The following is a 22,255-nucleotide window of genomic DNA, read 5'->3' as shown; positions in this document are numbered from 1 at the left end:
TCACCCCCGAGGACGATCAGAATGACAGACCTGAAGCCAAGCCTCGCGATGAGACCAGCATATGACCTGCGGGCCAGCAACACAGAGCCGGCAAGGAGCCGTCGCTAATGGAGGGATTTCTGCAAGCGCTCGCCGCGGGCCTGCTGATCGGGGCGGTATACGGGCTGATGTGTGTCGGGCTCGGCCTGATCTTCGGCGTCATGCGCGTCATCAACTTCGCCCATGGCGATTTCATGATGCTCGGGATGTACACCGCCTTCTATCTCTTCACCACGTTTGGCATCCAGGCGGCCTTCGGCAATGCCGTCGGCCCTTTCGTCGCGATCCTGCTTGCCGGTCCGCTGCTCGCGCTGTTCGGCTATCTCGTTCACCTTGCACTGATTTCACGCGTCTCGGGCACGCGCACGGCCTTGCTCGAGGGAGAAGGTCACTACGCGCAACTCATTCTCACGCTCGGCATTGCCTTGATCCTGCAGAACGGCGGGCTGATCATCTTCGGATCGGTGCTGGCTTCGATCCGCACTCCGCTCTCGAGCTCAGCGTGGGAGCTCGGGCCGTTCTTCGACATCAGTGTCTTCATCAACAAGGCACGCGGCATTGACGCGATCGCCTCCTTGCTCATTCTCGCGCTGCTCACGCTGTTGATGACGCGCTCGCGGATCGGGAAATCCTTGCGCGCCGCCGCCGACAATCCGACGGCGGCGACTTACAAGGGCATCGACGTCGATCGCGCACACCGGATCGCTTTTGCGCTTGGCAGCGGCATCACCGCGATCGCGGGTGGGCTGCTTGCCACCAACTATCCGTTTCATCCTTTTGTCGGTCTCGAATATGTGATCGTGATGTACGCAGGCGTCGTGCTCGGGGGCATGGGTAGCATTATCGGCGCGTTCTGGGGTGGCATGACCATCGGCCTGGTCCAGCAGATGTCGACGCTGGTGCTGCCGACCCAGTTGCAGAATGCGGCAATCTTCGTCGTGTTTCTCCTGATCATCTTCTTCCGTCCGCAGGGCTTTTTCGGGCGCATGGTCGAGAGGACATGAGCATGCCTGCGTTGCGCTCGTTGCTCCCCGCGCTCGTCTTCACCGCGATCTACGCGGCGATATCCCTGAATGTCAGCAATTCCTATTATCAGCTCGTGCTCACGCTGGTCCCGGTCTGGGCCGTGTTCGGCCTGTCCTGGAATCTACTCAGCGGTTACACCGGGCTGATCTCGTTCGGCCATGCGGCGTTCTTCGGCATCGGCGCCTATGCGACCGCGCTCGGCCAGATCTATTTCGATCTCTCGCCCTGGCTCTTGATCCCGATCGCTGCCCTGCTTGGCGGCGTCGCCGGCCTGTTGATCGGATATCCGACCTTCCGCCTGCAGGGGCACTACTTCGCGCTGGCGATGCTCGCCTACCCGCTTGCCATCCTCTACGTATTCGAATGGCTTGGCTTTCAGGAAATCACCCTGCCGATCAAGCGAGACAACCCGATCGCCTATATGCAGTTCGGCGATCCCCGGCTTTATACGCTGCTCGCACTGGCGATGATGCTTGCGACCATCCTGTTGACGCGGCTCGTTGAACGATCGCGCTTTGGCATGGCGCTGTTGGCGATCAAGCAGAACGAGGCCGCCGCGGAAGCCGCAGGCATCAACACGCTGGCCTGGAAGCTGCGGGCCATCAGCCTGAGCGGCGCGATCGCTGGGGCAATCGGCGCGTTCTACGCCGTGGTGCTGCTGGTCGTGACGCCGCAATCTGTCTTCGGCATGCTCGTATCAGCCCAAGCCCTGACGGTCGCGATGTTCGGCGGTGTCGGAACGGTCTGGGGCCCGGTCATCGGATCGGCGATCCTGATCCCGCTGGCCGAGACGCTGAACGCCGAAGCCGGTTCGCGTTTTCCCGGCATACAGGGCGTGATCTTCGGGCTCGCCATCGTCTGCGTCATTCTGGTCGCGCCCGAGGGACTTTTCTGGAAACTGCGTGATCTCTACCGCAAGCGGTTCGCACCGAAAGCCGGCGATGCGCAGCGAGCTCCCATGCCAACTGCGAGCATAACCACCTTGCAGCGTGAACCGCGCCAGCGGCCTGCCTCCGAGGATATCGTGCTCGAAGTGCAGAACCTCTCACGCTCCTTCGGCGGGTTGAAAGCCGTTCAGGATGTCAGCTTCAAGCTGCACAAGAACGAGATCCTCGGCATCATCGGCCCCAACGGCGCCGGTAAGACCACGGTGTTCAACCTGTTGAACGGCTTTCTGCGCCCCGATCGGGGCAAGGTCCTGATCGACGGCCGCGACATGTCCGGTCAAAAGCCGCACGCGATTTGTGAAGCCGGCATCGGCCGCACCTTTCAGGTCATGCGCCCGTTTCCGCGCATGTCGATCCTGGATAACGTCGTCGTCGGCGCTTATGTCGCCGCGAAGAGCGACGCGCAGGCGCGACAACTCGCGGCCCACGCCGTCTCTCGCGTCGGGTTGTCCGCAGTCGCCGGTCGCCTCGCCGGCGAGCTCTCGACCAAGGAACTGCGGCTGATGGAGCTTGCCCGCGCCTTGGCGGGGCAGCCGCGCATTCTGCTTCTTGACGAAGCACTCGCCGGTCTCGGTCATGGCGAAGCGGACGAAGTCGTCGCCGTGATTCAGCAGCTCGCCCGCGACGGCATGACCATCGCCATCATCGAGCACACGATGCAGGCCATGGTTCGCCTCGTGGACAGCTTTCTGGTGCTCGACCATGGTGCCGTCATCACCGAAGGCGAGCCGGAAGCCGTCACCCGCGACAGCCGTGTGATCGAAGCCTATCTCGGCAAGAAATGGGTGGCCCATGCTCCGCATTGAAGGGCTGAGCGCCGGCTATTCGTCCAAGCCGGTGCTGAACGGCGTCTCGATCAACGTCGAGGCCGGCCAGTTCGTCGCGATCGTAGGTCCGAACGGGGCCGGCAAGACCACCCTGTTCAAGACGATCTCCGGAATCCTGCGACCGAGCGCGGGAGGGATAACATTCAGCGATATTGATCTGTTGGCGGTGCCGCCGGCGCGACGCGCCCATCTCGGCATCGCGCACGTGCCCGAGGGCCGCCAGGTCTTCCCCTCGCTCACGGTGATGGAAAATCTCGAAATGGGCGCGATGACCGAAGCCGGCCAGCGCGACTGGAAGCAAAACATCGAACGCATCTTCGCATGGCTGCCGGTGCTTGCGGAGCGGCGCGGTCAGTTCGCCGGCACGCTCTCCGGCGGCCAGCAGCAGATGCTGGCGATCGGGCAGGGCCTCGCCTCTTCGCCGAAACTCTTGATGCTCGATGAACCCTCGATGGGGCTCGCCCCCTCGACCGCGGACTTCATTTTCGAGCAGTTGATCCAGATCCGCCGCCAATCGGGACTGACGATCCTGCTGGTCGAACAGCGCGTCGCGGAGGCTCTCGAGACCGCCGACCACGGCTATGTGCTCGAAGCCGGGCGCGTCGTGCTCGAAGGCAACAACGAGACGCTGCGGGCCGACGACCGTGTGCGCAAGGCCTATCTCGGCATGTGAGGACAGCGATCAAACAAACAAGAACTTGGGAGGAAGAGAATGAAGAAGGACAGGACGTACAAAGGGGGCATCACCCGGCGCACGGTGCTCTCGGGTGCGGCTGCGATGGGGCTGTCGCGAGTGGCGCGCGCAGAGCAGCCACCGGAGGTCAAGGTCGGGCTGATCGTTCCGCTGTCCGGTATCTACACGCGACCCGGCCAGGTCATGAAGATGGGCGCCGAGATGGGGATCGAGCACATCAACGCGCAAGGCGGCATCAAGGCGCTCGGCGGCGCAAAGCTCAAGCTCGTGCTGATCGATTGCGGAGACACCACCGAAAAGGCCAAGAACGCGGCGCAGCGCATGGTGGCGCAGGAGACCGATCTTGTCGCCGCAACCGGCGCTTATCTCTCGTCCTTCACGCTCGCCGTCACCGAAGTGACGGAACGGGCGCAGTTGCCGATGCTGACCCTGTCCTATTCGGACCTTTTGACCGAGCGCGGCTTCAACTTCATTTTCCAGACCGCCGCCACCGCAAGTCGTCAGTCCGAACTGGGGCTGCCGACGCTCATGAAGCTCGCCGAATCCGCATCCGGCAAGCGCCCCAAGACCGTGGCGATGCTGATGGACAACACGGCGACGTCGGTCGCAACCGCCAAGGCGCTAAAGGAAAAGCTGTTCGCGCAGGAGGGCTTGCAGCTCGTTGTTGAAGAGGTTTGGACGCCGCCGCTCTCTGACGCCACCCCGCTGATCCAGAAGGTCAGGTCGGCGCGGCCCGACCTGTTGCTGTTCATGCCCAACGCCGTTTCTGACGCCAAGCTTGGCCTGGAAAAGATCAGCGAATTCGGGCTCGGCCAGGGCAAGATACCGACCGTCTCCTTCAGCATCACCATCGCTGAGCCCGATATGCTCCAGAGCGTCACGCCCGACGTCGTGCAGGGCATCATGACGATCGTCGCCAATTGGGGCTCGAAGGGCCACGAAGACCTGATCGCCGAGTTGAAGAGCAAGTACAAAGAACCCTGGATGACGCAGAACGTCATCTCGACCTATGGCGACATGTGGCTGATGAAGAACGCGCTCGAAAAGGCCGGCAAGGCGGACCGGCTCGCTGTCGCGGAAGCGTTTCGCACCATGGATGGCGGGCCCTCCAAATACTATCCGGGCGGCGAGCTCAAATTCGACGACAAGGGGCGCCGCGTCGGCGCCGGCGTCGTTATCGTGCAGTGGCAATCGGGTGTGCCGGTCACCGTCTATCCACCCGAGCTCGCCCAAGCCACGCCGTTCTGGCCGAAAAAATCCTGACCACCACGCCTCGCGACCATTCAGGGAGGAGGAATAGCCATGAACCGGAGAATAGGGAGTTCAATCACGCGGCGCATGCTGCTCGCGGGCGCATCGAGCGCGATGATCGTGTCGCGATCATCGGCGCAAGGACCATCCGAGGTGAAGGTCGGGCTTCTGGTGCCGCTCTCCGGACTCTATGCGCGCCCGGGGACCGTCATGCGGGAAGGCGCCGAGATGGCGGTCGATCACATCAACGCGCAAGGCGGCATCAAGGCGCTCGGCGGAGCCAAGCTGAAGCTGGTCGTGCTCGATTCCGGCGACACCACGGAAAAGGCCAAGAACGCCGCACAACGCATGGTGGCCCAGGAGCCCGATCTGGTGGCGGCGAGCGGCGCCTATCTCAGCTCCTTTACGCTTGCCGTCACCGAGGTCACCGAAAGGGCCAGCCTCCCGGTGCTGACGCTCTCATATTCCGACCTGATCACCGATCGCGGCTTCAAATATGTGTTTCAGACCTCGGCGACCGCGGGCTCCCAGGCGCGCCAGGCCCTGCCGCAGATCGTCAAACTGGCCGAAACAGCCTCCGGCAGGCGGCCCAAGACGGTTGCGATTCTGACCGACAACACCGCCGCTTCCGTTGCCTCGGCAAAATCGATGCGCGATGGCCTGTTGGCGGAAAACGGCCTGCAGCTCACGGTGGACGAGACCTTCACGCCCCCTCTCGCGGACGCGACCCCACTGGTGCAGAAGGTGCGAGCGGTCAGGCCCGACCTCCTCTTTTTCCTCCCCACCGTCATCTCGGACGCCAAGCTGCTGCTTGAGAAGATGAATGAGTTCGGGCTCGGCCAAGGCAAGGTGCCGACCATCTCTTTCGGCATCGCCATTGCCGAGCCGGACATGCTGCAGACGGTCAGCCCCGAACTCCTGCAGGGCGTCCTGACCTGCGTCGCAAGCTGGGGCGCCAAGGGACATGAGGCGCTCATTGCCGAGCTGAAGAAGCGTTACAAGGAGCCGTGGATGACGCAGAACGCCATCTCCACCTATGGTGACATGTGGGTGATCAAGGACGCGCTCGAAAAAGCCGGCAAGGCCGACCGCGCCGCCGTCGCCGAGGCGTTGCACAGCATGGACGGCGGTCCCTCGCAATATTATCCGCTCGGTGAAATCAAGTTCGATGACAAGGGCCGACGTCTCGGCGCCGGCATGACCATCGTACAATGGCAATCGGGTGTGCCAGTCACGGTATTCCCGCCGGAGCTCGCGCTGGCGCAGCCGTTTTGGCCGAAAAGCTAACATCAAAAGCCGGCCGCATGCCCAACGCAACGAGGAGACCGACATGGACGAGGCATCGCACGAGAAAGGTCCCGTTGTCTCCTATGCTTTCCGCAACGCCAACAAGCCTTTCGCAGCGTAGGCGCACGTGAAATGGCAGAAAGCTCCAGCGCGATGTTAAATGGCAAGTGGGCGCTCGTGACCGGCGCCACGGCCGGGCTCGGATTCGCCATCGCGGAGAGTCTTGCCGGCGCGGGAGCCAACATCGCCCTGCACGATCTCGCCGAACCGAAAGAGGCAGCCGACCGCCTCCGTGCCAAGTCCGGCGTCGAGGTCCTGAGCGTCGCCGGTGATCTGTCGCGGCGGGGCGCCATCGAAAACATGGTTCCCGACCTGCTCGCCCGGTGCGGCGCGATCGACATCCTTGTCAACAACGCCGTCGTCAGGCACTTCGCCCCCGTCGAGCGGTTCTCGCCCGACGATTGGGATGAAGCCCTTGCGGTAAACCTGTCGGCCCCCTTTCACGTCACCCGCCTCGTGCTGCCCGCGATGAAGGCGCGGAGCTGGGGCCGCATCGTCAACATGGGCTCGATCTACTCCACCCGCGCGGTCGAAGAGCGCATCGATTATGTCACCACCAAAACGGCCATCCTCGGCTTGACTCGCGTGGTAGCCCTGGAGACCGCCGGGAGCGGGATTACCTGCAACGCGATTTGCCCCGGCACACTGCCGACGCCTGCCATTCAAGGCAAGATCGCGTCGATGGCGGCGAATGCCGCCCAATCGTTCGAGCAGGCGACAAAGGCTTATCTCGCCGACCGCCAGCCCTCCGGGCGGTTCGTTGCAATGGAAGCTGTGGGCGCGATGGTGGTCTTTCTTTGCAGCGCGGCCGCCGAGGATATAACGGGGACCACTCTTCCGATCGACGGAGGCTGGTCGATCGCGTAACGCAAGCAGCCTCCTCGATTTGCCGGCAGCCAACGAAGGCAGCAGACGATGGACAAACGCACTGAACTGCAGTCCACACTCCGTATAGACGACGTTCCGACTGTCAGGGGCATGGTGGCGCAGAAACTGCGCGAAGCGATCATGTCGGGCACGCTGAAGCCGGGCCAGCGTCTGGTCGAGCGCGAGCTCTGCGAAATGATGGGCGTCAGCCGCCCCTCCATCCGCGAAGCGCTGCGGCTATTGGAAGCCGATGGCCTGGTCAACACGGTTCCCCACCGGGGCCCCGTCGTCAGCACGATCAGCCTGGATGAGGCCAAGGAGCTCTATGCCGCCCGCGCGGTCCTGGAAGGTTTCGCGGGCCGCGAATGCGCCCGCCTCCATGATCCGGTCGTGGTGCGCAGGATCGGCGAGGCGCTTGCCAAGTTGAAGACGGCGGCGGCCAGCTCCGATCTGGCCGGATGCCTGGAGGCCAAGACCGAGTTCTATGCAGCGCTGATCGGCGGATGCCGCAACAGCTTCATCGAGCGAATGCTCAAGCCGCTGCATGATCGCATCACCCTGTTGCGGGCGACCTCGATGTCGCAACCCAAGCGCATCAACAAGAGCTTGCGCGAAGTGACGGCGATCTGGCGCGCGATCCAGGATGGCGATCCCGACCGCGCCGAGGAATGCTGCGTCAAGCACGTGAAGGCGGCAGCGACAGCCGCGCTTGACATGATCGCGCGCTCGTCCGCGAAGGCGTCCTTGGAGCCGTAACGCGCCCGCTCAGGATGCCGAAATCGCGAGGCGCTCGATGGTTTGAATGTGACGCGCCAACAGATTGCAGGCCTGATCGAGATTGCGCGCGCGCAGCGCTTGCAGGATCAGGCGATGATCCTGATTGGACCGCGGTTGCCAGCCGGCGCTGCGTGCCATCGCAAAGACCAATCGTGAATTTGCAAGTTGCAGGCCATCAAGACTGGCGAGCAATCGCGGCATCGCGCAAGGCGCCACGAGGGCCTGGTGGAAGGCGCGGTTGGCAGTCTCAAACTCTTGGATCGTCTCGGCGTTATCGGCCTCGATCAGGGAGAGCTCGATCCGCGCCAAATGGGCGGACGTGAATCTCGGCACAGCGTTCCGCAGGGCGACGACTTCCAGCGCCGCGCGCATCTCGGCAATTTCCTTCACCGACCTGGTATCGAGCGGCGCAACGCGCACCCCGCGACGGGGCACTGCGACGACAAGATGCTGGGCTTCCAGTTGCCGAAACGCCTCCCGGACCGGGACGTGGCTCGAGCCGAACTCGCGCGCAATGTGGTCCTGCCGAAGCGGCGCATCCGGCGCCAGCGCACCGCTGATGATGCGGTCTGCGATCGCATCAGCGATGCGTGCGGCCGTGGTCGTATTCTCACCCTCGACTGTCATAGATTATCTATCATAAAAGGAGATGCAGCAGCATCGGGTCTGAGTTAGCATAAGTCAGGAACCAATATCATAGATAATTTACATGATTATCTATGATTAGAATGCAAATGGAAAGGCAAATCACATGCTCCACGCCTCGGAAGCCAGACAAAGCGAGAGCGGCAGCGTCGCACCGGTTCGGACCGACTGGACCCGCGAGCAGGTCGACGCACTTTACGCCCTGCCCTTCGCCGACCTGATCTTTCGGGCCCAAAGCATTCATCGCTGCCATTTCGATCCCAACCACATCGAGACCGCGAGCCTGCTCAGCATCAAGACCGGCGGTTGTCCGGAGGACTGCGGCTATTGCTCCCAGAGCGCGCATTACGACACCGGGCTGAAGGCCACGCGCCTCATGGAGGAAGCGGATGTGGTCGCGGCCGCGCGGCGCGCCAGGGATGCCGGTGCGACACGGTTCTGCATGGCCGCGGCATGGCGCAATCCAAAAGACCGCGACCTCGAGAAGGTCAGTGACATGGTGAGCAGCGTCAAACGCCTGGGCATGGAGACCTGCGTCACCCTGGGCATGCTGACCCCGGCGCAGGCGACACGCCTCGCCGAAGCCGGGCTCGACTTTTACAATCACAATGTCGACACCTCACCCGAGTTCTACGACAAGATCATCACCACCCGCACGCTGCAGGATCGTATCGATACGCTCAAGCACGTGCGAGAGGCCGGCATCAAGGTCTGCTCCGGCGGCATCATCGGCATGGGTGAACGCGTCGACGATCGTCTCGGCATGCTGCTCCTGCTCGCCAATCTGCCGAGCCATCCCGAGAGCGTCCCGATCAACCTCTGGAACGAGGTCGAGGGCGTACCGGTCAACGACACCGCGGAGCGGCCGGATCCCTTCGCGCTGGTGCGGCTGATCGCGGTCGCCCGCATCCTCATGCCGAAAAGCGTGGTGCGGCTTTCGGCCGGGCGTCAGTACATGACCGACGAGTTGCAGGCCCTCTGCTTCCTGGCCGGCGCCAACTCCATCTTCATTGGCGATGTCCTTCTGACGACCAAGAATCCGCAGCGCGACCGCGATGAGAAGCTGTTTGAGCGGCTCGGCATCACGTCTCGCCTCATCCAGACTCAGTCATGATCGCGAGACGAGCGGCCGTCGTAGCCAATGCCCGCCCCCGAAATGGACATGAACGTGATCCACGCGGATAAGTTCGCCACCTATGCCGACGCGCTTAAGGCGCTGGACCGTGACCATCGGCTGCGCAATCTCAAGCCGCGTGCGGGCATCGATTTCGTGTCGAACGACTATCTCGCGCTGGCGAGCGCCCCACGCATGAGAAACGCCGTCGCGACGGCACTCGAGGGGGGCACGCCCATCGGCAGCGGCGGCTCGCGGCTCTTGCGCGGAAACTGCGAAGAGCACGAGAGCCTCGAAGCGGAGGCCGCCGCGTTCTTCGGCGCCGAGACGGCCCTGTTCCTAGGCGGAGGATATGTCGCAAACTTCGCCGTTCTGACCACGTTGCCGCAGCGAGGCGATCTGCTGGTCATGGATTCCCTCGTCCACGCGAGCATTCATGAAGGAGCCCGAGCCGGCCGGGCCGAGTTCTGCGAAGCGGGCCACAATGACGCGCAGTCCGTTGAGGATGCAATTCGCAACTGGCGATCGAAAGGCGGAGTTGGACGGGCCTGGATCGTGGTCGAAAGCCTCTACAGCATGGATGGCGACTTCGCGCCACTTGAGGAGCTCATTGCGATTGCCGACCGGCACGATGCATTCCTCGTGGTGGACGAAGCCCATGCCACAGGCATCTATGGTGAACGGGGACGAGGGCTGACCGCTCCCTATGAGGGGCGCGACAATCTGATTGTCATTCATACCTGCGGCAAGGCGCTGGGCGCCGCCGGGGCGATCGTCACCATGACCCGCGTGCTGCACGACTTCATGGTCAATCGCTGCCGTCCGTTCATTTTCGCCACCGCCCCCTCTCCTCTGATGGCCGTCGCGGTCCGGGAGGCGCTGTCAATCCTGCAGCAGGAACCTGCGCGTCAGCAGCGTCTGGCCAGCCTGGTCGCATTCACGCATCGGGAGATTGCAGCGCGCGGCGGCCAAATCGGCTCCCGCTCGCAGATCGTTCCATATATCGTCGGCGACAATGCGCGTGCGATGGCGCTGGCATCGGCCCTGCAGGCGCGAGGCTTTGACATTCGCGGAGTCCGGCCGCCAACGGTGCCCTTCGGCACGGCCCGGCTGCGAATTTCGCTGACCCTTAACGTCGGCGAGGATGAGGTGCGGGCCATGCTTGACGCCCTGTTCGAAGAGGCGGAGCGCGCGTCTCGATGAGACAGCGGATTGTGGTGACCGGTACCGACACCGGAATCGGCAAGACCGTGTTCTCGGCGGGTCTCGCCAATTTCCTTTCCGCCAAATATTGGAAGCCCGTTCAGGCAGGCCTCGACGGGCAGACCGATAGCCAGCACGTGGCGCGGCTGGGCAGCCTCTCCGATGATCGCATCCTGCCCGAGCGGCACCGCCTCAACACGCCCGCCTCGCCCCACAGGGCGGCGGACATTGACGGAATCAGCATCGACGTGGACGCGCTTGACGTGCCCGATACCGGAGAACATCCGCTCGTCATCGAGGGCGCAGGCGGGCTGATGGTGCCACTGAGCCGCGACACGCTCTTTATCGACGTTTTCGCGCGATGGCGGCTGCCGGTCCTGCTTTGCGCGCGCACGGCCCTCGGCACCATCAATCATTCCCTGCTGTCGATTGAAGCGCTGCGGCATCGCCAGATCGATATTCTCGGCATCGCCTTCATTGGCGACGAAAATCTCGATACCGAGAACACGATCTGCAGAATTGGCCAAGTCCGGAAGCTTGGCCGGCTGCCCTGGCTTACGCCTCTGGATGCCGCCACGCTTCGCCCTGCCTTCGCAGCCTCCTTCAACCATGATGACTTCATGCCATGAGACCGGAGACGACGTCGCGGATTTGGCATCCGTTTACTCAGCACGCACTGCAGGACGAGACGCCCAAAATTGTCCGCGGGGACGGCGCCTATCTCTACACCGCCGACGGCCGCCGCATCATCGACGCCATTGCGTCCTGGTGGGTGGTGACACATGGCCATTGCCATCCGGAGATCGTCGCCGCCATCCGGAAACAGGCCGAACAGCTCGATCAGGTCATCTTCGCCGGCTTCACGCATGAGCCGGCCGAAGAGCTTGCCGCGCTCCTCCTCAAATTGAGGCCAGCCGGTCTGGATTACGTCTTCTTCTCCGATAGCGGCTCGACCAGTGTCGAGGTCGCACTCAAGATGGCGCTGGGGTACTGGCGCAATATCGGCGAGCCACGATCACGCATCGTCGTGATGCAGCACTCCTATCACGGCGACACCATCGGCACGATGTCGGTTGGAGCGCGAGGCGTCTTCAACGCTGCCTACGAGCCCATGCTGTTCGACGTGACATCGGTGCCATTTCCTGAGCGCGGCCACGAGCAGGCGACGTTCGATGCGCTGGAAGCGGCGTGCCGGAGCGACAATCCGGCCGCCTTCATCGTGGAGCCGCTCATCCTGGGCGCGGGAGGGATGCTGATGTATCCCGCCTGGGTACTGAAGGAGATGAAGCGGATCTGCGAAACGCATGACGTTCTGTTCATCGCCGATGAGGTCATGACCGGCTGGGGTCGCACGGGAACGCTGTTCGCGTGCGAGCAAGCGGACGTGTCGCCTGACATTGCCTGCTATTCAAAGGGTCTTACGGGCGGGTCGCTCCCGCTCGCGGTCACGCTTTGCCGCGCGGATATCTTTGACGCACATTATTCCAGGGATCGCCAGCGGACCTTCTTTCATTCGAGCTCATATACGGCCAATCCGATCGCCTGCGCCGCGGCGAAAGCAAATCTGGAGCTCTGGCAATGTCAGGAAACGCGAAAGCGGGTCGCGTCCGTGGCAGCAATGCAGGAGAAGAGACTCGCACCGTTCCGCGCCGATGCACGATTCAGGAACGTTCGGCGGAGCGGCACCATCACGGCACTCGAACTGGACGTACCCGACGGCGGTTATCTTGCCGGCATCGGTCCGCAGCTTCAGAGCTATTTCCGCAGCCGGAATCTTTTGCTGCGCCCACTCGGCAATACGATTTACGTGATGCCGCCCTATTGCATCACCGCGGCCGACCTCGACGCGATATACGCCGGAATCAGTGATGCCGCAGATGCGTTGATTTGAACGCGCGCGACGCCGGCGGGTGGCTCACTTCGCCAATGCCATCCAATGCTCGGTCGCAGCAATTGCACTCGCCCAAAGCGAGCCGACAGGTTGGCCTCGATGCAGCGCCTTGCCGACTTCGCAAACCGACAGGAACGCAGTCGAGCGCGCCTCCTCGACGTCGAGCGGCTGATTGCCGCTTTCGCTGCGCACCAGTCCCATCAAGCCGTTCAGGATCGCCAACGCAGCATCTGGAGCTGCAGACTCAGCCGATTTCAAGGCCAGCAAGACTTGGCGAGCTTTCTCCGCTTCGGTCACCTCGTGTCACCTCGTGAAAAATGGCGCAAGCTCAGAGCAAAAAGGAGAGCGCCCTTTCGCAGCGATCTTCGATCTTCAGCGCAAGGAGTTCGTCGGCGCGGGTCCGGCCAAGATTGACGGCCGCGATGGGTATCCCCCGTCGGGCTGCCGTTTGCACGAAGCGAAAGCCGGAATAGACCATGAGCGAGGAGCCCACGATCAGCATGGCATCGGCTTGACCCAGATGCGCTTGGGCCGTCGCGACGATATCGCGCGAAACGTTCTCGCCGAAGAAGACCACATCGGGCTTGAGAACGCCGCCGCAAGATTGGCAGACCGGCACCTCGAAGGATGAGAAATCCGCCGCTTCCAGGTCGGCGTCGCCGTCCGGGGCATCCGCGGCATCCATGTCAAGCCAGTCGCTGTTCAAGCGGCCCAGCTCGTCTTGAAATGCCTCGCGCGGAGTTTTCGATCCGCATCCCATGCAGCGCACCAGATCAAGCCGCCCGTGCAGATCTATGACCTGCCGGCTGCCGGCGGTCTGATGCAGCCGGTCGACGTTCTGGGTCAGGAGAAGCTCGCACCGGCCCCTCGCCTCCAGCCTGGCCAGTGCATGATGGGCATCGTTCGGCTGCGCCCGGCCGAAGCGCCTCCAGCCGATCAGGCTTCGCGCCCAATAGCGCTGGCGGGTCGCTTCATCGCCCATGAAGGCCTGATAGCTGACGGGCTGCGTCCGCTTCCAGTTGCCGTGCCCGTCGCGATAATCGGGGATGCCGGAATTCGTGCTGCACCCCGCCCCCGTCAGAACGAACAGGCGTTGGTGCTGTCTAATGAAATCCCTGAGTGCGTGACGTTCCATGGTCACGCTCATTTAATGCGCCATGCGCGCGATTGCCAGACGCTATTTTCGCGCGATCCGGGCTGCCGGCGCGTCAGGCCCTAGCGCGCTCGCCTCACGCGCATCGGGCTGACGCGACGAATACCGAAATGCCCGAGCAGCCGGAACGGCTCGCCAACCGGCTCGAGCTCCGGAACGCGCGTCGCCAGCGCCGCCAGACCTTCCTCCAGCTCGGCGCGGGCGAGCGCCTCGCCGATGCAACGATGTGGTCCGCCGCCGAACACCGGATGCAAGCGCGGCTGCTCTGTCCGCCGTATGTCGAAAACATCGGGCATGTGATACACGCGCTCATCGCGCAGCCCCGAGATCAGCGCCAGCGTCACCATCTGTCCGGCGGGCAGCGTCAGCCCATCGAGTTCGACGTCCTCCTGAAGGAAGCGCCCGACCGACGCGACGCTCGGCTCGTAGCGGAGCGCCTCGGTCACCGCGGCAGGGACGAGCGCGAGATCCCGGCAGACCATGTCCCACTGATGGCGGCGTTGCAGCAGCAGGGACACTTGCGCCGCCATGGCGCCGCGGGTCGTGTCGGTGCCGCCTATGATCATCTGCATCACCTGGATGACGATCTCCAGGGCCGACATCTCGCCCTTCTGATCGGCATCGCACAGGTAAGCCGAGAGAAAGTCGTTCTGTGGCGCCGCACGGCGCTCCGCAAGCAGACCCTCCACATAGGCCTTCAGACTGCGCATATCCGCCTCGATGTCCGGGAGATCCTCCGGCGCATAACTGAGACTGAGCGCGCGCGTCGCTCCATAGACGAGCTGCGTAAAGCGCGGAATATCCTGGGGCGGCAAGCCGAGCAAACCTGCGATAGCCTGCGCCGGTAAGAGCCCGGCAAACCCCTCGATGAAGTCGATCTCTTCGCCCGGTCTCCAGCGGTCGATCAGCTCTTCGGCGTTACGGCGCAGCACGGGGCGCAGCTCCGCGATCACGCGAGCCGCGAAACTGCGGCTGAACGGTGATCGCCTGCGTCGGTGCACCGCGCCGTTGGACGTCAGCATGCCCTCGGTGAAGAATTCAAGCAAGGTGCCGCCGGTAATGCCACGCGCCAACGCGAATTCCGTCTCGATCTGGCGCACGCGCGGATCACGGATCAGACGATCGATGTCGCCCGCGCGGAGCACCAGAAACCCCAGCCCCTCGTGCCCGATCACGGACATTGTGGCGCGGTATCGCCGGAACACGCCATGTGGGTCCGCCTCCAGCTCCGCTATTGTCGGCGTCGGAATCTCGGCGGGTGAGGTGGTGACTAGTGTATCGGACATCGGCGGGCTCCTTTTGTCTCAGAGGAGACGATGAGCGAGCCGTGTCACGGCGCGATGTCATTTGCAGGAGATGTGGTTACGACTGTAACCCGCGGGCCGCCCGGCGGCCCCAACGGATTGCGGCACACAGCTCCGGATGCAGGATTGCGATCGGACGACCTGACTAGCCCAGCACCGCAGCGACCGCCTTGCGGGCGATCTCGTTTTCCGTCGGCAGCCCGATCGAGATTCGAGCCCATTGATCGAGGGGTGGGAAGGCGCGACCGATATCGATCCCCTTCGCCTGCAGCGCCTGCGAAAACTCCGCGTGCGGCCGGCGCGTCTCGAAGAAGACGAAATTGCCGTGCGAGTCCGTGTGCCGAACATTCAAGCTGTCAAACAGCCGATGCCACTTGTCGCGTTCGGCCGTCACCTTGGCCCTCATCATCGGGATGTATCCGGTGTCTTGCAGGCTGGCGAGCGCCCCTGCAAGGGCGAACCGGTCAAATGCGTCGGGGCCGCCGATCCCGGCGCGCTTCAAGGCGCCCGCATGCGCCTTGGGTGCAACGGCGTAGCCGATCGAAAGACCCGCGAGCCCGAAGATCTTGGCGAAGGTTCGGAACACAATCACATTGTCTCCCGCGCGCGTCAGTCCAACGGCGGTCCGCTGCTCGAAGTCCGGCGCGAACTCGAGATAGGCCTCGTCCACGATCACGGTGGTATGAGTAGACATCTCGCGCACGAACCGCAGGAACGTCTCGCCGTCGCTTACGGTGCCGCTCGGATTATGCGGGTTGACAAGGTAAATCGCCTGAGTTCGCGAGCTCATTTTCGAGGAAATGGCGGGAAGATCGTTCTCAAGCTTCTCGTTCAGCGCAACGGGAACGACAATTCCACCCCCGGGCGCGACAGCATCGACCAACGCCGTGTAGCCTGGCTCGCAGTAGATGAACTCTCCTCCGATCGGCCCATTCGCCGCCAATTGAAATCCCAACTGGCCCAAAATCTCTCCAAGCACGATCTGATCGCTCGGCACCCCCTCCCTCGCCGCGATCGCCTTCGTCAGCAGATCGGCTTTCTGGCCCGGATAGCGACCAATCTGATCCATCTCGTTCCGGATCGCTTCTTTCGCGGCCGCCGAGGGCCCGAGCGGATTTTCATTGAGCGACAGGCGGACAAGAGAATGTGACATCGACTCCGTTCCCGCGGCAGCCCGGGCAAGACGAAAGCTGCCGAGTGCGATGCCGCTCGCAGCCAGGCAGTCGCGGCGCGTTATGGTTTTGGTTTTCATGATCCCCGATGCTACATTATGCCGGCACGGCATTTTGAATCCACCGTTTAGTTCATATGGTTGCCGGCCGCCTGCCCTCCGTCGACATGGAGAATCTCTCCTGTCACAAATGCCGCGGCATCCAGAAACATGACGGCATCCACGACATCAGAGACACTTCCCATCCTGCCCATCGGGTGCAGCTTAGCCAACGCGGGGTGCGTCTCGACCGGGTGCATCGGCGTCTTGATGATGCCCGGTGAAACCGCATTCACTCGTATGCCCTCTTTTGCGTACTCGATCGCCAGGGATTTCGTCGCCGCATTGAGGCCTCCTTTGGTGAGCGATGCAAGCGCGGAAGGGACGCTGCCCATCGGCTGATCGATCAGGCTTGTCGTGACAGTAACGATATGACCGCGTCCCCGTTTCGTCATGGCCTCGATCGCGCGTTGGCTCATGTGAAAAAATCCCGTCACGTTGGCGGCCACATAGGCGGTGTAGTCCTCCATCGAATAAGCGGTGAACGGCTTCGGTATGAACACGCCCGCGTTGTTGACCAGCGTATCGACGCGGCCGAAGCGGGCCGTCGCTTCCTCGAACACAATATGAGCCGTTTGCGGATCCGAAACATCTCCCCGCACCGTCACGAGGTGAGGATCGTCGCTCGGCCTTATGGATCGGGAGGTCGCAATGACGGGGCAGTTACGGATTCGAAATGCCTGAACGAGGGCGGCGCCGATTCCTTGCGAAGCCCCGGTTATCACTGCCACTTCGTTCATTGTCTCACTCCCACCAACAGCATCGCGCTTCATGCCCTGAGCCCGGACCTCAGTGAGCCTCGCCCGCCGACAGCGGATCACAGGCACTGACCCGTCGCGAGCGTATACAATTGCGAAAGTGGGGTATTCGTCATCCCGTTCCAAGAACGGCGCGAAGATCTTTCAAACGAATAATGGTTACATCCGTAACCTCCACCGTTAGTCTGCTCTCCCTGATATTGCGACCACGCTTCAGCGGTTCGGATCGCGCGCTGACTGTCTGGCCAGCTTAAGACGTCTCGATCTGATCTGGCCGTAGTGCAATCATGAATTGGGTCCGATCGCAGGTATCATCTCGCGGATCGGACCCTGGTTGTATTCGATTTCATCATGATCGGACGGGGATGGGACCGCGTCGCTCAAAGCTCCGGAACGGGCACATCGAACGTGTTGAGCGTGACCGAGACCATGCAGTAGAGGCCAATCAAATAAGACAATTCCGCCGCTCCGTGCGGCCCGAACTGCTCCAGCGCCGCCCTGTAGGTCAGTTCCGGCAACACGCCACCGGACACCAGCGCGGATGCGAAGTCGTAGGCGACAGCCTCCTGCTTGGTCAGGTCGACCGGACGCTGGCCGGCGACGATGGTTGCGAGCTTTTCGTCGGACAATCCCTTCCGCTCGGCAACGATCACATGCGCGTAGAGCTCGTAGGCCGCCTTGAAATGCGCGCCCGTCACAAGGATCGCGATTTCCCGGACCGCGGGCGGCAGCGAAGGATCAAATGCCATCGCCTTGGTCAGCTCCCAAACCGGCTTGCCGAACCTCGGCTCCTGCAACCAGGGATTCCAGGGCCCCAATAGCGCCCCGTCATCGCGGATGTTCACGAAGCCCTGAAAGCTCCTGGTGATCCCCTCTTTCATATCGGCCGCCAGGGACTTCTGTTCCTCGCTAAGCTTGTCGGGCGGAATGACGGGCAAGCGCATCGCTCTATCTCCTTGTTCGGATAGCTCCCGGCCAAAACCTCGTCAGCTCACGCCCGCAAGCAAGCGATATTGCGGCACGGCAACCTTGATTGCCGTGCATTTTGGAAACGGATTTCTTCCGTCCCCTTTCAGTTTCGGCTGACGCGCTCCAGCCGTTCGTCGGGAGGTGCGATTTCGGTGACGAGATCGCGGACGAGCGCCTTTTTCGGCAGCGGCGCGAGCTTCGTCACGCCCTCCTTGAGACGGACGGTGCAGGCATAATCGACCTCGCCGTCGATCAGCATCATGCATTCCTTGCAGGCGTTGGCGTTGATGCAGGAGAAGCGGAAGGCGAGCGAAGGATCCTGATCGCGACGCAACACCCGTAAGCCATCGAGCACCGACTGACCGGGTTCGAACTCAAGCTCGAACGTCTCCATACGAGGCGCTTCGCCCGGGGTACCGCGTTGAACGGCGAGCACGGCTTTCATGCGGCGATCCTCTTTTCCGCAAGCGTGATGTTCAGGGCCTGATCCGCAAGCTCCACGATCTGGTTGACGCCCCAATCGTCGCTCTGCACGGGATAGTCCTCCCGCTGATGCGCGCCCCGGCTTTCGGTGCGGGCGAGTGCCGGCAAGGCCACGGCCTGCGCCACCTGCAACATGTTGCGCAGGTCAAGCCAATCGACCAGCACGGGATCGAAGCCGCCGGCCGACGACGCGATCGGATCGTCGCCGATCTCGTTCTTGATCTCGGCAAGCTCTGCGATTGCGGACCGCAGCTTATCGTCGGTACGAAAAGGCCCGACTTTCTCCGCCATCAGTGACTGCACGGCAGCAACGAGCGCCGCGGTGTTCGGTGCATCGCGGCGCGCCGCGCGGTGCAGAAGGTCGATGGCCGCGGCGTCCGGCTCCGCCGCCCCTGAGTGCTTCAGCGCGCGCAAAGCGGCATGGCGTCCGGCGCGGGCACCAAAGACGAAAGTCTCGGTGATTGCATTTCCGGACAGCCGATTGGCGCCGTTCGCACCGCCGATAGCCTCGCCGCAGGCGAAAAGTCCCGTAACCCGTGTTTGCAGCGTTTCGTCCACACGGATTCCGCCCATATGATAGTGGGCGATGGGCGCCACCTCGATCGGCTGGCGCGCGAGATCGATGCCATTGGCGGCAAGCCGATCGACCACGGGGCCGAAGGCGCGGCGTATCTCGTCGGGCGGGACGTGCCGAAAGCTGAGATAGGCCCCGCTGGCCGGGCTGCCGCGCCCGGCTTCCACTTCCTTGGAGATGGCGTAGGTCGCAAGGTCGCGCGTCAGAACGTAGCGGCCATCGCTGCGCCCGTCGCGATTGGCGTAATCCGCCTCGAACTCGCGCATCTCGGCATTCAAGAGCTTGCCACCGAGCTTGTAGCGGAAAGGGTCCCACATGATCGGGTCCATGCCGACCAGCCGCGGTGCGAGATGGCCGATCGGAAAGAACTGCACGAACTCCATGTCGACGAGTTCCGCGCCGGCGCGAAGCGCCAGCGCATAGCCATCACCGCCCATATTGGACGAGGCACTGTTACGCCGATAGAGTCGCGTCAATCCCCCGGTCGCGATGACCACGGCCCGCGCCGCGATCGTCACGATGGTCCCGGTCGCAAGATGAAGGGCTGTCGCGCCGCAGGCTTCGCCGTCGCGAACCGTGATATCGACGATCAGGAGATCGCCAATCCGGCGAATGCCGCTCGCCTCGTTCAGTCTGCCCCGAAGCGTCTTGGACACGGCCGGGCCGGTGGAGAGAAAATCCACATAGACGCAGCGCGGCCGATCATGGCCGGGCGCCTGGACCTGCTTGATGTGGCCGTCCTCGCGGGCCCATCCCACCTTCCAGCCGTCCATCTCGCGAATGCGCCGTGGGCCATCCTCGCACAGGATCGCCGCGAGCTTTTCATCGCAGAGCCCGCGGCCGGCGGCGATGGTATCAGCAAGATGATGCTCCCAATGATCCGGCGTTTGCTCACCGAGCGCCGCCGCGACCGTCATCTGCGCCATCACGGTCGCCCCGCCGCGGCCAATCAGGCTGCGGTCGACCAATGTCACATCCGCGCCGGTGCGCGCGGCCTCGAGCGCGGCATACATCCCCGCGCCGCCCGCACCGACCACAAGCACATCCGTCTTAAGATGTGTCCCTACTTCCCGCTGCACCCCGAAATCCCATTCTTGAACGCATGCTAGATGAACGCTTGCGTTCATCGCCGCCATTAGCACGCGAGCACCATTCGTGCCACGTGCGAGAGCGCGGCCCAACCATGCGAGCAAGCTGGGCATTCCGACCAGCGCACGACCGCTTTAGGCCGGATCGAAGTAGTGGATCTCGAGCAGCAGGCAACCCTTCTCGGATTTGAACGGACCGTGTACCGCCCCCGGGGGACGGCAGGCGTAAGTGTAGGGCTTGAACGATTCGCCGCCATTGCCCTGAGCGTCATTGCCGACCGTCAGGTCGCCGGAGACCAGAAACACCTCTTCCCAATATTCGTGGACGAACGGCGCTGTGGTGTAGACACCCGGATCGAACTTTAAAAGCCGCGTACGGCTGCCGCCGCGCCGGGCCTCATCGAGCGCCCCCGAAAGGATCTTCTGCTTGATGCCCGTGGGATAGCCGGGTGGCGTTTCCCACCCCTCGTTCATGTCCAGGGTGTGGAATTCGTCGTGGATCTTGTTGATTGCCATCGTGCGTTCTCCTCTCAGGCCGCGGCCTGCTGATGCTTCACCTCGTCGGCGAGTTGGTAGCCGCCGAGGATGCCGTCGACGAGCGCGCCGGCGGCGGCCCAGTCGTAGGTTCGGAATGAATGTCCCTTGGTGACGAACGTCGCGCCCGCGTAGAACATCTCATACTGCTGGTGGCGCGAGGCGAATTCGGAGCCGACCGCGTCCCATGCGAGTCTGAAGAACTTGACCCGTTCGGTGGCGCTCGCCACCGGCGATTGCTGGGTCGCGTCGATCAGCGCGGCGACCTCGGGATTGGCGAAGTCCTTCACCGATGACGGCAGCATGATCATGCCGCCACCCGCGAGGTCGCGCAGCGTGTTGATGATCTTCGGATAGAGCTGCTGGGTCAACGTCTGCGCGGCGTACAGGGTGTGCCGGTCCGGAACGAAGTAGCCGTTGTAGTTCGTCCCCTTCGCTTCCATGGCCGCGACCATGGCATCGATCATGCCGGCCTCGGCGGCGAGTTGGCCGAGCGTCTCGCGCACTTGCGGGAACGCGAGCACTCCGTTGACCTCGGAGATGCGCCGGGCGATGCCGAGCAGGAACCGCACCTTGACCGACAATCGGACCATGGCCTGGTAGTTCTGGTAGACGTGCGCGGGCGTTGCGTGGAATTGCTTTTGGCACATCTCCAGGTTCTTGAAGATGAAGATACGCTCCCACGGCACCTTGACGTCGTCGAAATACAATACCGCGTCGTTCTCGTCGAAACGGCTGCCAAGCGGATTGTCGAACACCGACGGCGACGCTGCCTCGTACGACTTGCGCGACAGCAGCGTCAGGCCCTTTGCGTTCATCGGCACCGCGAACGACAAGGCGTAGGGCTCGTCGCCAGGCTGCAGCGGCTGGATACAGGTGACGAACACCTCGTTCGCCACCACGCCGCCCGTGGCCAGCATCTTGGCGCCGCGCACGGTAATGCCTGTCGCATCCTGGTCCACCACCGCCGCGGTCAGGAATGCATCCTTCTGCTGCGAGGCCGGCTTGGAGCGGTCCGCCTGCGGGTTGATGATGACGTAGGTCAAATAGAGATCACGGTCGCGCGCATAGGCATAGTAATCGGCAAGCGCCTTGGCGCGCGCGGGGTCATAGGCTTCGAACACGTCAAGGCCCATATACATCCCGGCGATACAGGAGGCGACGTGATCCGGCGCGCGGCCGAGAAAGCCGGCGTGCAGACTTCCCCAGGCTTCCAGTGCCCGGCGGCGGCCGACAAGATCCTCGCGGCTGCGCGGAAGTTCCCAGATCCGGTTGGCACGCTCACCATCTGGCGTCGCATAGGTCATCAGTTCGCGGTTCTCGGGCGCGGCCACGAAGTCATAGAGCCGGCCAACCGAATGGACCAGGCGCGTGAAGGCGGGATGCCCCGTCGGATCATCGATCTTGGTGCCGTCGATCACGATCGTCCGGCCGTCGCGCAGCGATGCAATGTGCTGTTCGCCTGTCTTGATCATTCGTCTTGCTCCTCGCATT

22 protein-coding genes are annotated in these 22,255 nt (G+C 63.0%); 11 read left to right on the top strand and 11 right to left on the bottom strand.

Features of this window, described 5'->3' with window-relative positions:
- Positions 1 to 107: 107 nt before the first annotated feature.
- The 7 genes from P6U23_RS15725 (at position 108) to P6U23_RS15695 (ending at position 7,754) form a co-directional block, all read left to right on the top strand.
- Positions 108 to 1,043 (top strand): branched-chain amino acid ABC transporter permease, encoded by a 936-nt coding sequence (locus P6U23_RS15725; RefSeq protein ID WP_407180623.1) that lies wholly within the window; start codon positions 108 to 110, stop codon positions 1,041 to 1,043.
- Positions 1,040 to 2,818 carry an ABC transporter permease subunit gene (locus P6U23_RS15720; protein WP_407180622.1) on the top strand — a complete coding sequence of 593 codons (1,779 nt, stop codon included), beginning with the start codon at positions 1,040 to 1,042 and terminating at the stop codon, positions 2,816 to 2,818. The genes P6U23_RS15725 and P6U23_RS15720 overlap by 4 nt, the downstream gene beginning before the upstream one ends.
- Positions 2,805 to 3,512 (top strand): ABC transporter ATP-binding protein, encoded by a 708-nt coding sequence (locus tag P6U23_RS15715; protein WP_407180621.1) that lies wholly within the window; start codon positions 2,805 to 2,807, stop codon positions 3,510 to 3,512. Before P6U23_RS15720 ends, P6U23_RS15715 begins: the two co-directional genes overlap by 14 nt.
- Positions 3,513 to 3,551: 39 nt before the next feature.
- Positions 3,552 to 4,796, top strand: a complete 1,245-nt coding sequence (locus tag P6U23_RS15710) for an ABC transporter substrate-binding protein (RefSeq protein ID WP_407180620.1) — start codon at positions 3,552 to 3,554, stop codon at positions 4,794 to 4,796.
- 39 nt (positions 4,797 to 4,835) lie between these two features.
- Complete coding sequence (locus tag P6U23_RS15705) at positions 4,836 to 6,071, top strand: ABC transporter substrate-binding protein (RefSeq protein ID WP_407180619.1); 1,236 nt, start codon at positions 4,836 to 4,838, stop codon at positions 6,069 to 6,071.
- A gap of 132 nt (positions 6,072 to 6,203) precedes the next feature.
- A complete protein-coding gene (locus P6U23_RS15700; protein WP_407180618.1) occupies positions 6,204 to 6,998 on the top strand; it encodes a 3-hydroxybutyrate dehydrogenase in 795 nt (264 codons plus the stop codon).
- 48 nt (positions 6,999 to 7,046) lie between these two features.
- Positions 7,047 to 7,754, top strand: coding sequence for a GntR family transcriptional regulator (locus P6U23_RS15695; protein WP_407180617.1), 708 nt, complete (start codon positions 7,047 to 7,049; stop codon positions 7,752 to 7,754).
- Between the two features lie 9 nt (positions 7,755 to 7,763).
- On the opposite strand, the gene P6U23_RS15690 is transcribed toward P6U23_RS15695, so the two are convergent.
- On the bottom strand, positions 7,764 to 8,402 hold the full coding sequence (locus tag P6U23_RS15690) for a GntR family transcriptional regulator (RefSeq protein WP_407180616.1): 639 nt from the start codon (positions 8,400 to 8,402) through the stop codon (positions 7,764 to 7,766).
- 124 nt (positions 8,403 to 8,526) lie between these two features.
- Between P6U23_RS15690 and bioB the strand changes: the two genes are divergently transcribed.
- Genes bioB through P6U23_RS15670 form a run of 4 tightly spaced genes read left to right on the top strand, consistent with a single transcriptional unit; the run spans position 8,527 to position 12,628 of the window.
- Positions 8,527 to 9,534: a biotin synthase BioB gene (gene bioB / locus P6U23_RS15685; RefSeq protein WP_407180615.1), complete on the top strand. Its 1,008-nt coding sequence runs from the start codon at positions 8,527 to 8,529 to the stop codon at positions 9,532 to 9,534.
- Positions 9,535 to 9,582: 48 nt separating this feature from the next.
- Complete coding sequence (locus P6U23_RS15680) at positions 9,583 to 10,737, top strand: 8-amino-7-oxononanoate synthase (protein ID WP_407180614.1); 1,155 nt, start codon at positions 9,583 to 9,585, stop codon at positions 10,735 to 10,737.
- Positions 10,734 to 11,366: a dethiobiotin synthase gene (bioD, locus tag P6U23_RS15675; RefSeq protein ID WP_407180613.1), complete on the top strand. Its 633-nt coding sequence runs from the start codon at positions 10,734 to 10,736 to the stop codon at positions 11,364 to 11,366. Before P6U23_RS15680 ends, bioD begins: the two co-directional genes overlap by 4 nt.
- A complete protein-coding gene (locus tag P6U23_RS15670) occupies positions 11,363 to 12,628 on the top strand; it encodes an adenosylmethionine--8-amino-7-oxononanoate transaminase (protein WP_407180612.1) in 1,266 nt (421 codons plus the stop codon). Before bioD ends, P6U23_RS15670 begins: the two co-directional genes overlap by 4 nt.
- 24 nt (positions 12,629 to 12,652) lie before the next feature.
- Here P6U23_RS15670 and P6U23_RS15665 read toward each other — a convergent pair whose 3' ends face one another.
- The 10 genes from P6U23_RS15665 to P6U23_RS15620 form a co-directional block, all read right to left on the bottom strand.
- Positions 12,653 to 12,850 carry a hypothetical protein gene (locus P6U23_RS15665; RefSeq protein WP_407180611.1) on the bottom strand — a complete coding sequence of 66 codons (198 nt, stop codon included), beginning with the start codon at positions 12,848 to 12,850 and terminating at the stop codon, positions 12,653 to 12,655.
- A 106-nt stretch (positions 12,851 to 12,956) separates the two neighbouring features.
- Complete coding sequence (locus P6U23_RS15660) at positions 12,957 to 13,763, bottom strand: NAD-dependent protein deacetylase (protein ID WP_407181476.1); 807 nt, start codon at positions 13,761 to 13,763, stop codon at positions 12,957 to 12,959.
- A gap of 80 nt (positions 13,764 to 13,843) precedes the next feature.
- A complete protein-coding gene (locus P6U23_RS15655) occupies positions 13,844 to 15,067 on the bottom strand; it encodes a cytochrome P450 (protein ID WP_407180610.1) in 1,224 nt (407 codons plus the stop codon).
- A gap of 163 nt (positions 15,068 to 15,230) precedes the next feature.
- Complete coding sequence (locus tag P6U23_RS15650; protein WP_407180609.1) at positions 15,231 to 16,238, bottom strand: pyridoxal phosphate-dependent aminotransferase; 1,008 nt, start codon at positions 16,236 to 16,238, stop codon at positions 15,231 to 15,233.
- 146 nt (positions 16,239 to 16,384) lie between these two features.
- A complete protein-coding gene (locus P6U23_RS15645) occupies positions 16,385 to 17,095 on the bottom strand; it encodes an SDR family NAD(P)-dependent oxidoreductase (RefSeq protein WP_407180608.1) in 711 nt (236 codons plus the stop codon).
- 398 nt (positions 17,096 to 17,493) lie between these two features.
- Positions 17,494 to 18,057, bottom strand: coding sequence for a carboxymuconolactone decarboxylase family protein (locus P6U23_RS15640; RefSeq protein WP_407180607.1), 564 nt, complete (start codon positions 18,055 to 18,057; stop codon positions 17,494 to 17,496).
- A gap of 128 nt (positions 18,058 to 18,185) precedes the next feature.
- The gene (locus tag P6U23_RS15635; protein WP_407180606.1) at positions 18,186 to 18,527 is read right to left on the bottom strand and encodes a 2Fe-2S iron-sulfur cluster-binding protein; all 342 of its coding nucleotides are present in this window, start codon (positions 18,525 to 18,527) and stop codon (positions 18,186 to 18,188) included.
- Positions 18,524 to 20,218 (bottom strand): FAD-dependent oxidoreductase, encoded by a 1,695-nt coding sequence (locus P6U23_RS15630; RefSeq protein ID WP_407180605.1) that lies wholly within the window; start codon positions 20,216 to 20,218, stop codon positions 18,524 to 18,526. Before P6U23_RS15630 ends, P6U23_RS15635 begins: the two co-directional genes overlap by 4 nt.
- A 144-nt stretch (positions 20,219 to 20,362) precedes the next feature.
- On the bottom strand, positions 20,363 to 20,743 hold the full coding sequence (locus P6U23_RS15625) for a cupin domain-containing protein (protein WP_407180604.1): 381 nt from the start codon (positions 20,741 to 20,743) through the stop codon (positions 20,363 to 20,365).
- 14 nt (positions 20,744 to 20,757) lie between these two features.
- Positions 20,758 to 22,236, bottom strand: a complete 1,479-nt coding sequence (locus tag P6U23_RS15620; protein WP_407180603.1) for a 4-hydroxyphenylacetate 3-hydroxylase family protein — start codon at positions 22,234 to 22,236, stop codon at positions 20,758 to 20,760.
- Between the last annotated feature and the right edge of the window lie 19 nt (positions 22,237 to 22,255).

The organism is Bradyrhizobium sp. STM 3562 (genome assembly GCF_045571435.1).
Taxonomy (GTDB): domain Bacteria; phylum Pseudomonadota; class Alphaproteobacteria; order Rhizobiales; family Xanthobacteraceae; genus Bradyrhizobium.
This window is presented reverse-complemented; position numbering and strand designations above follow the sequence as displayed.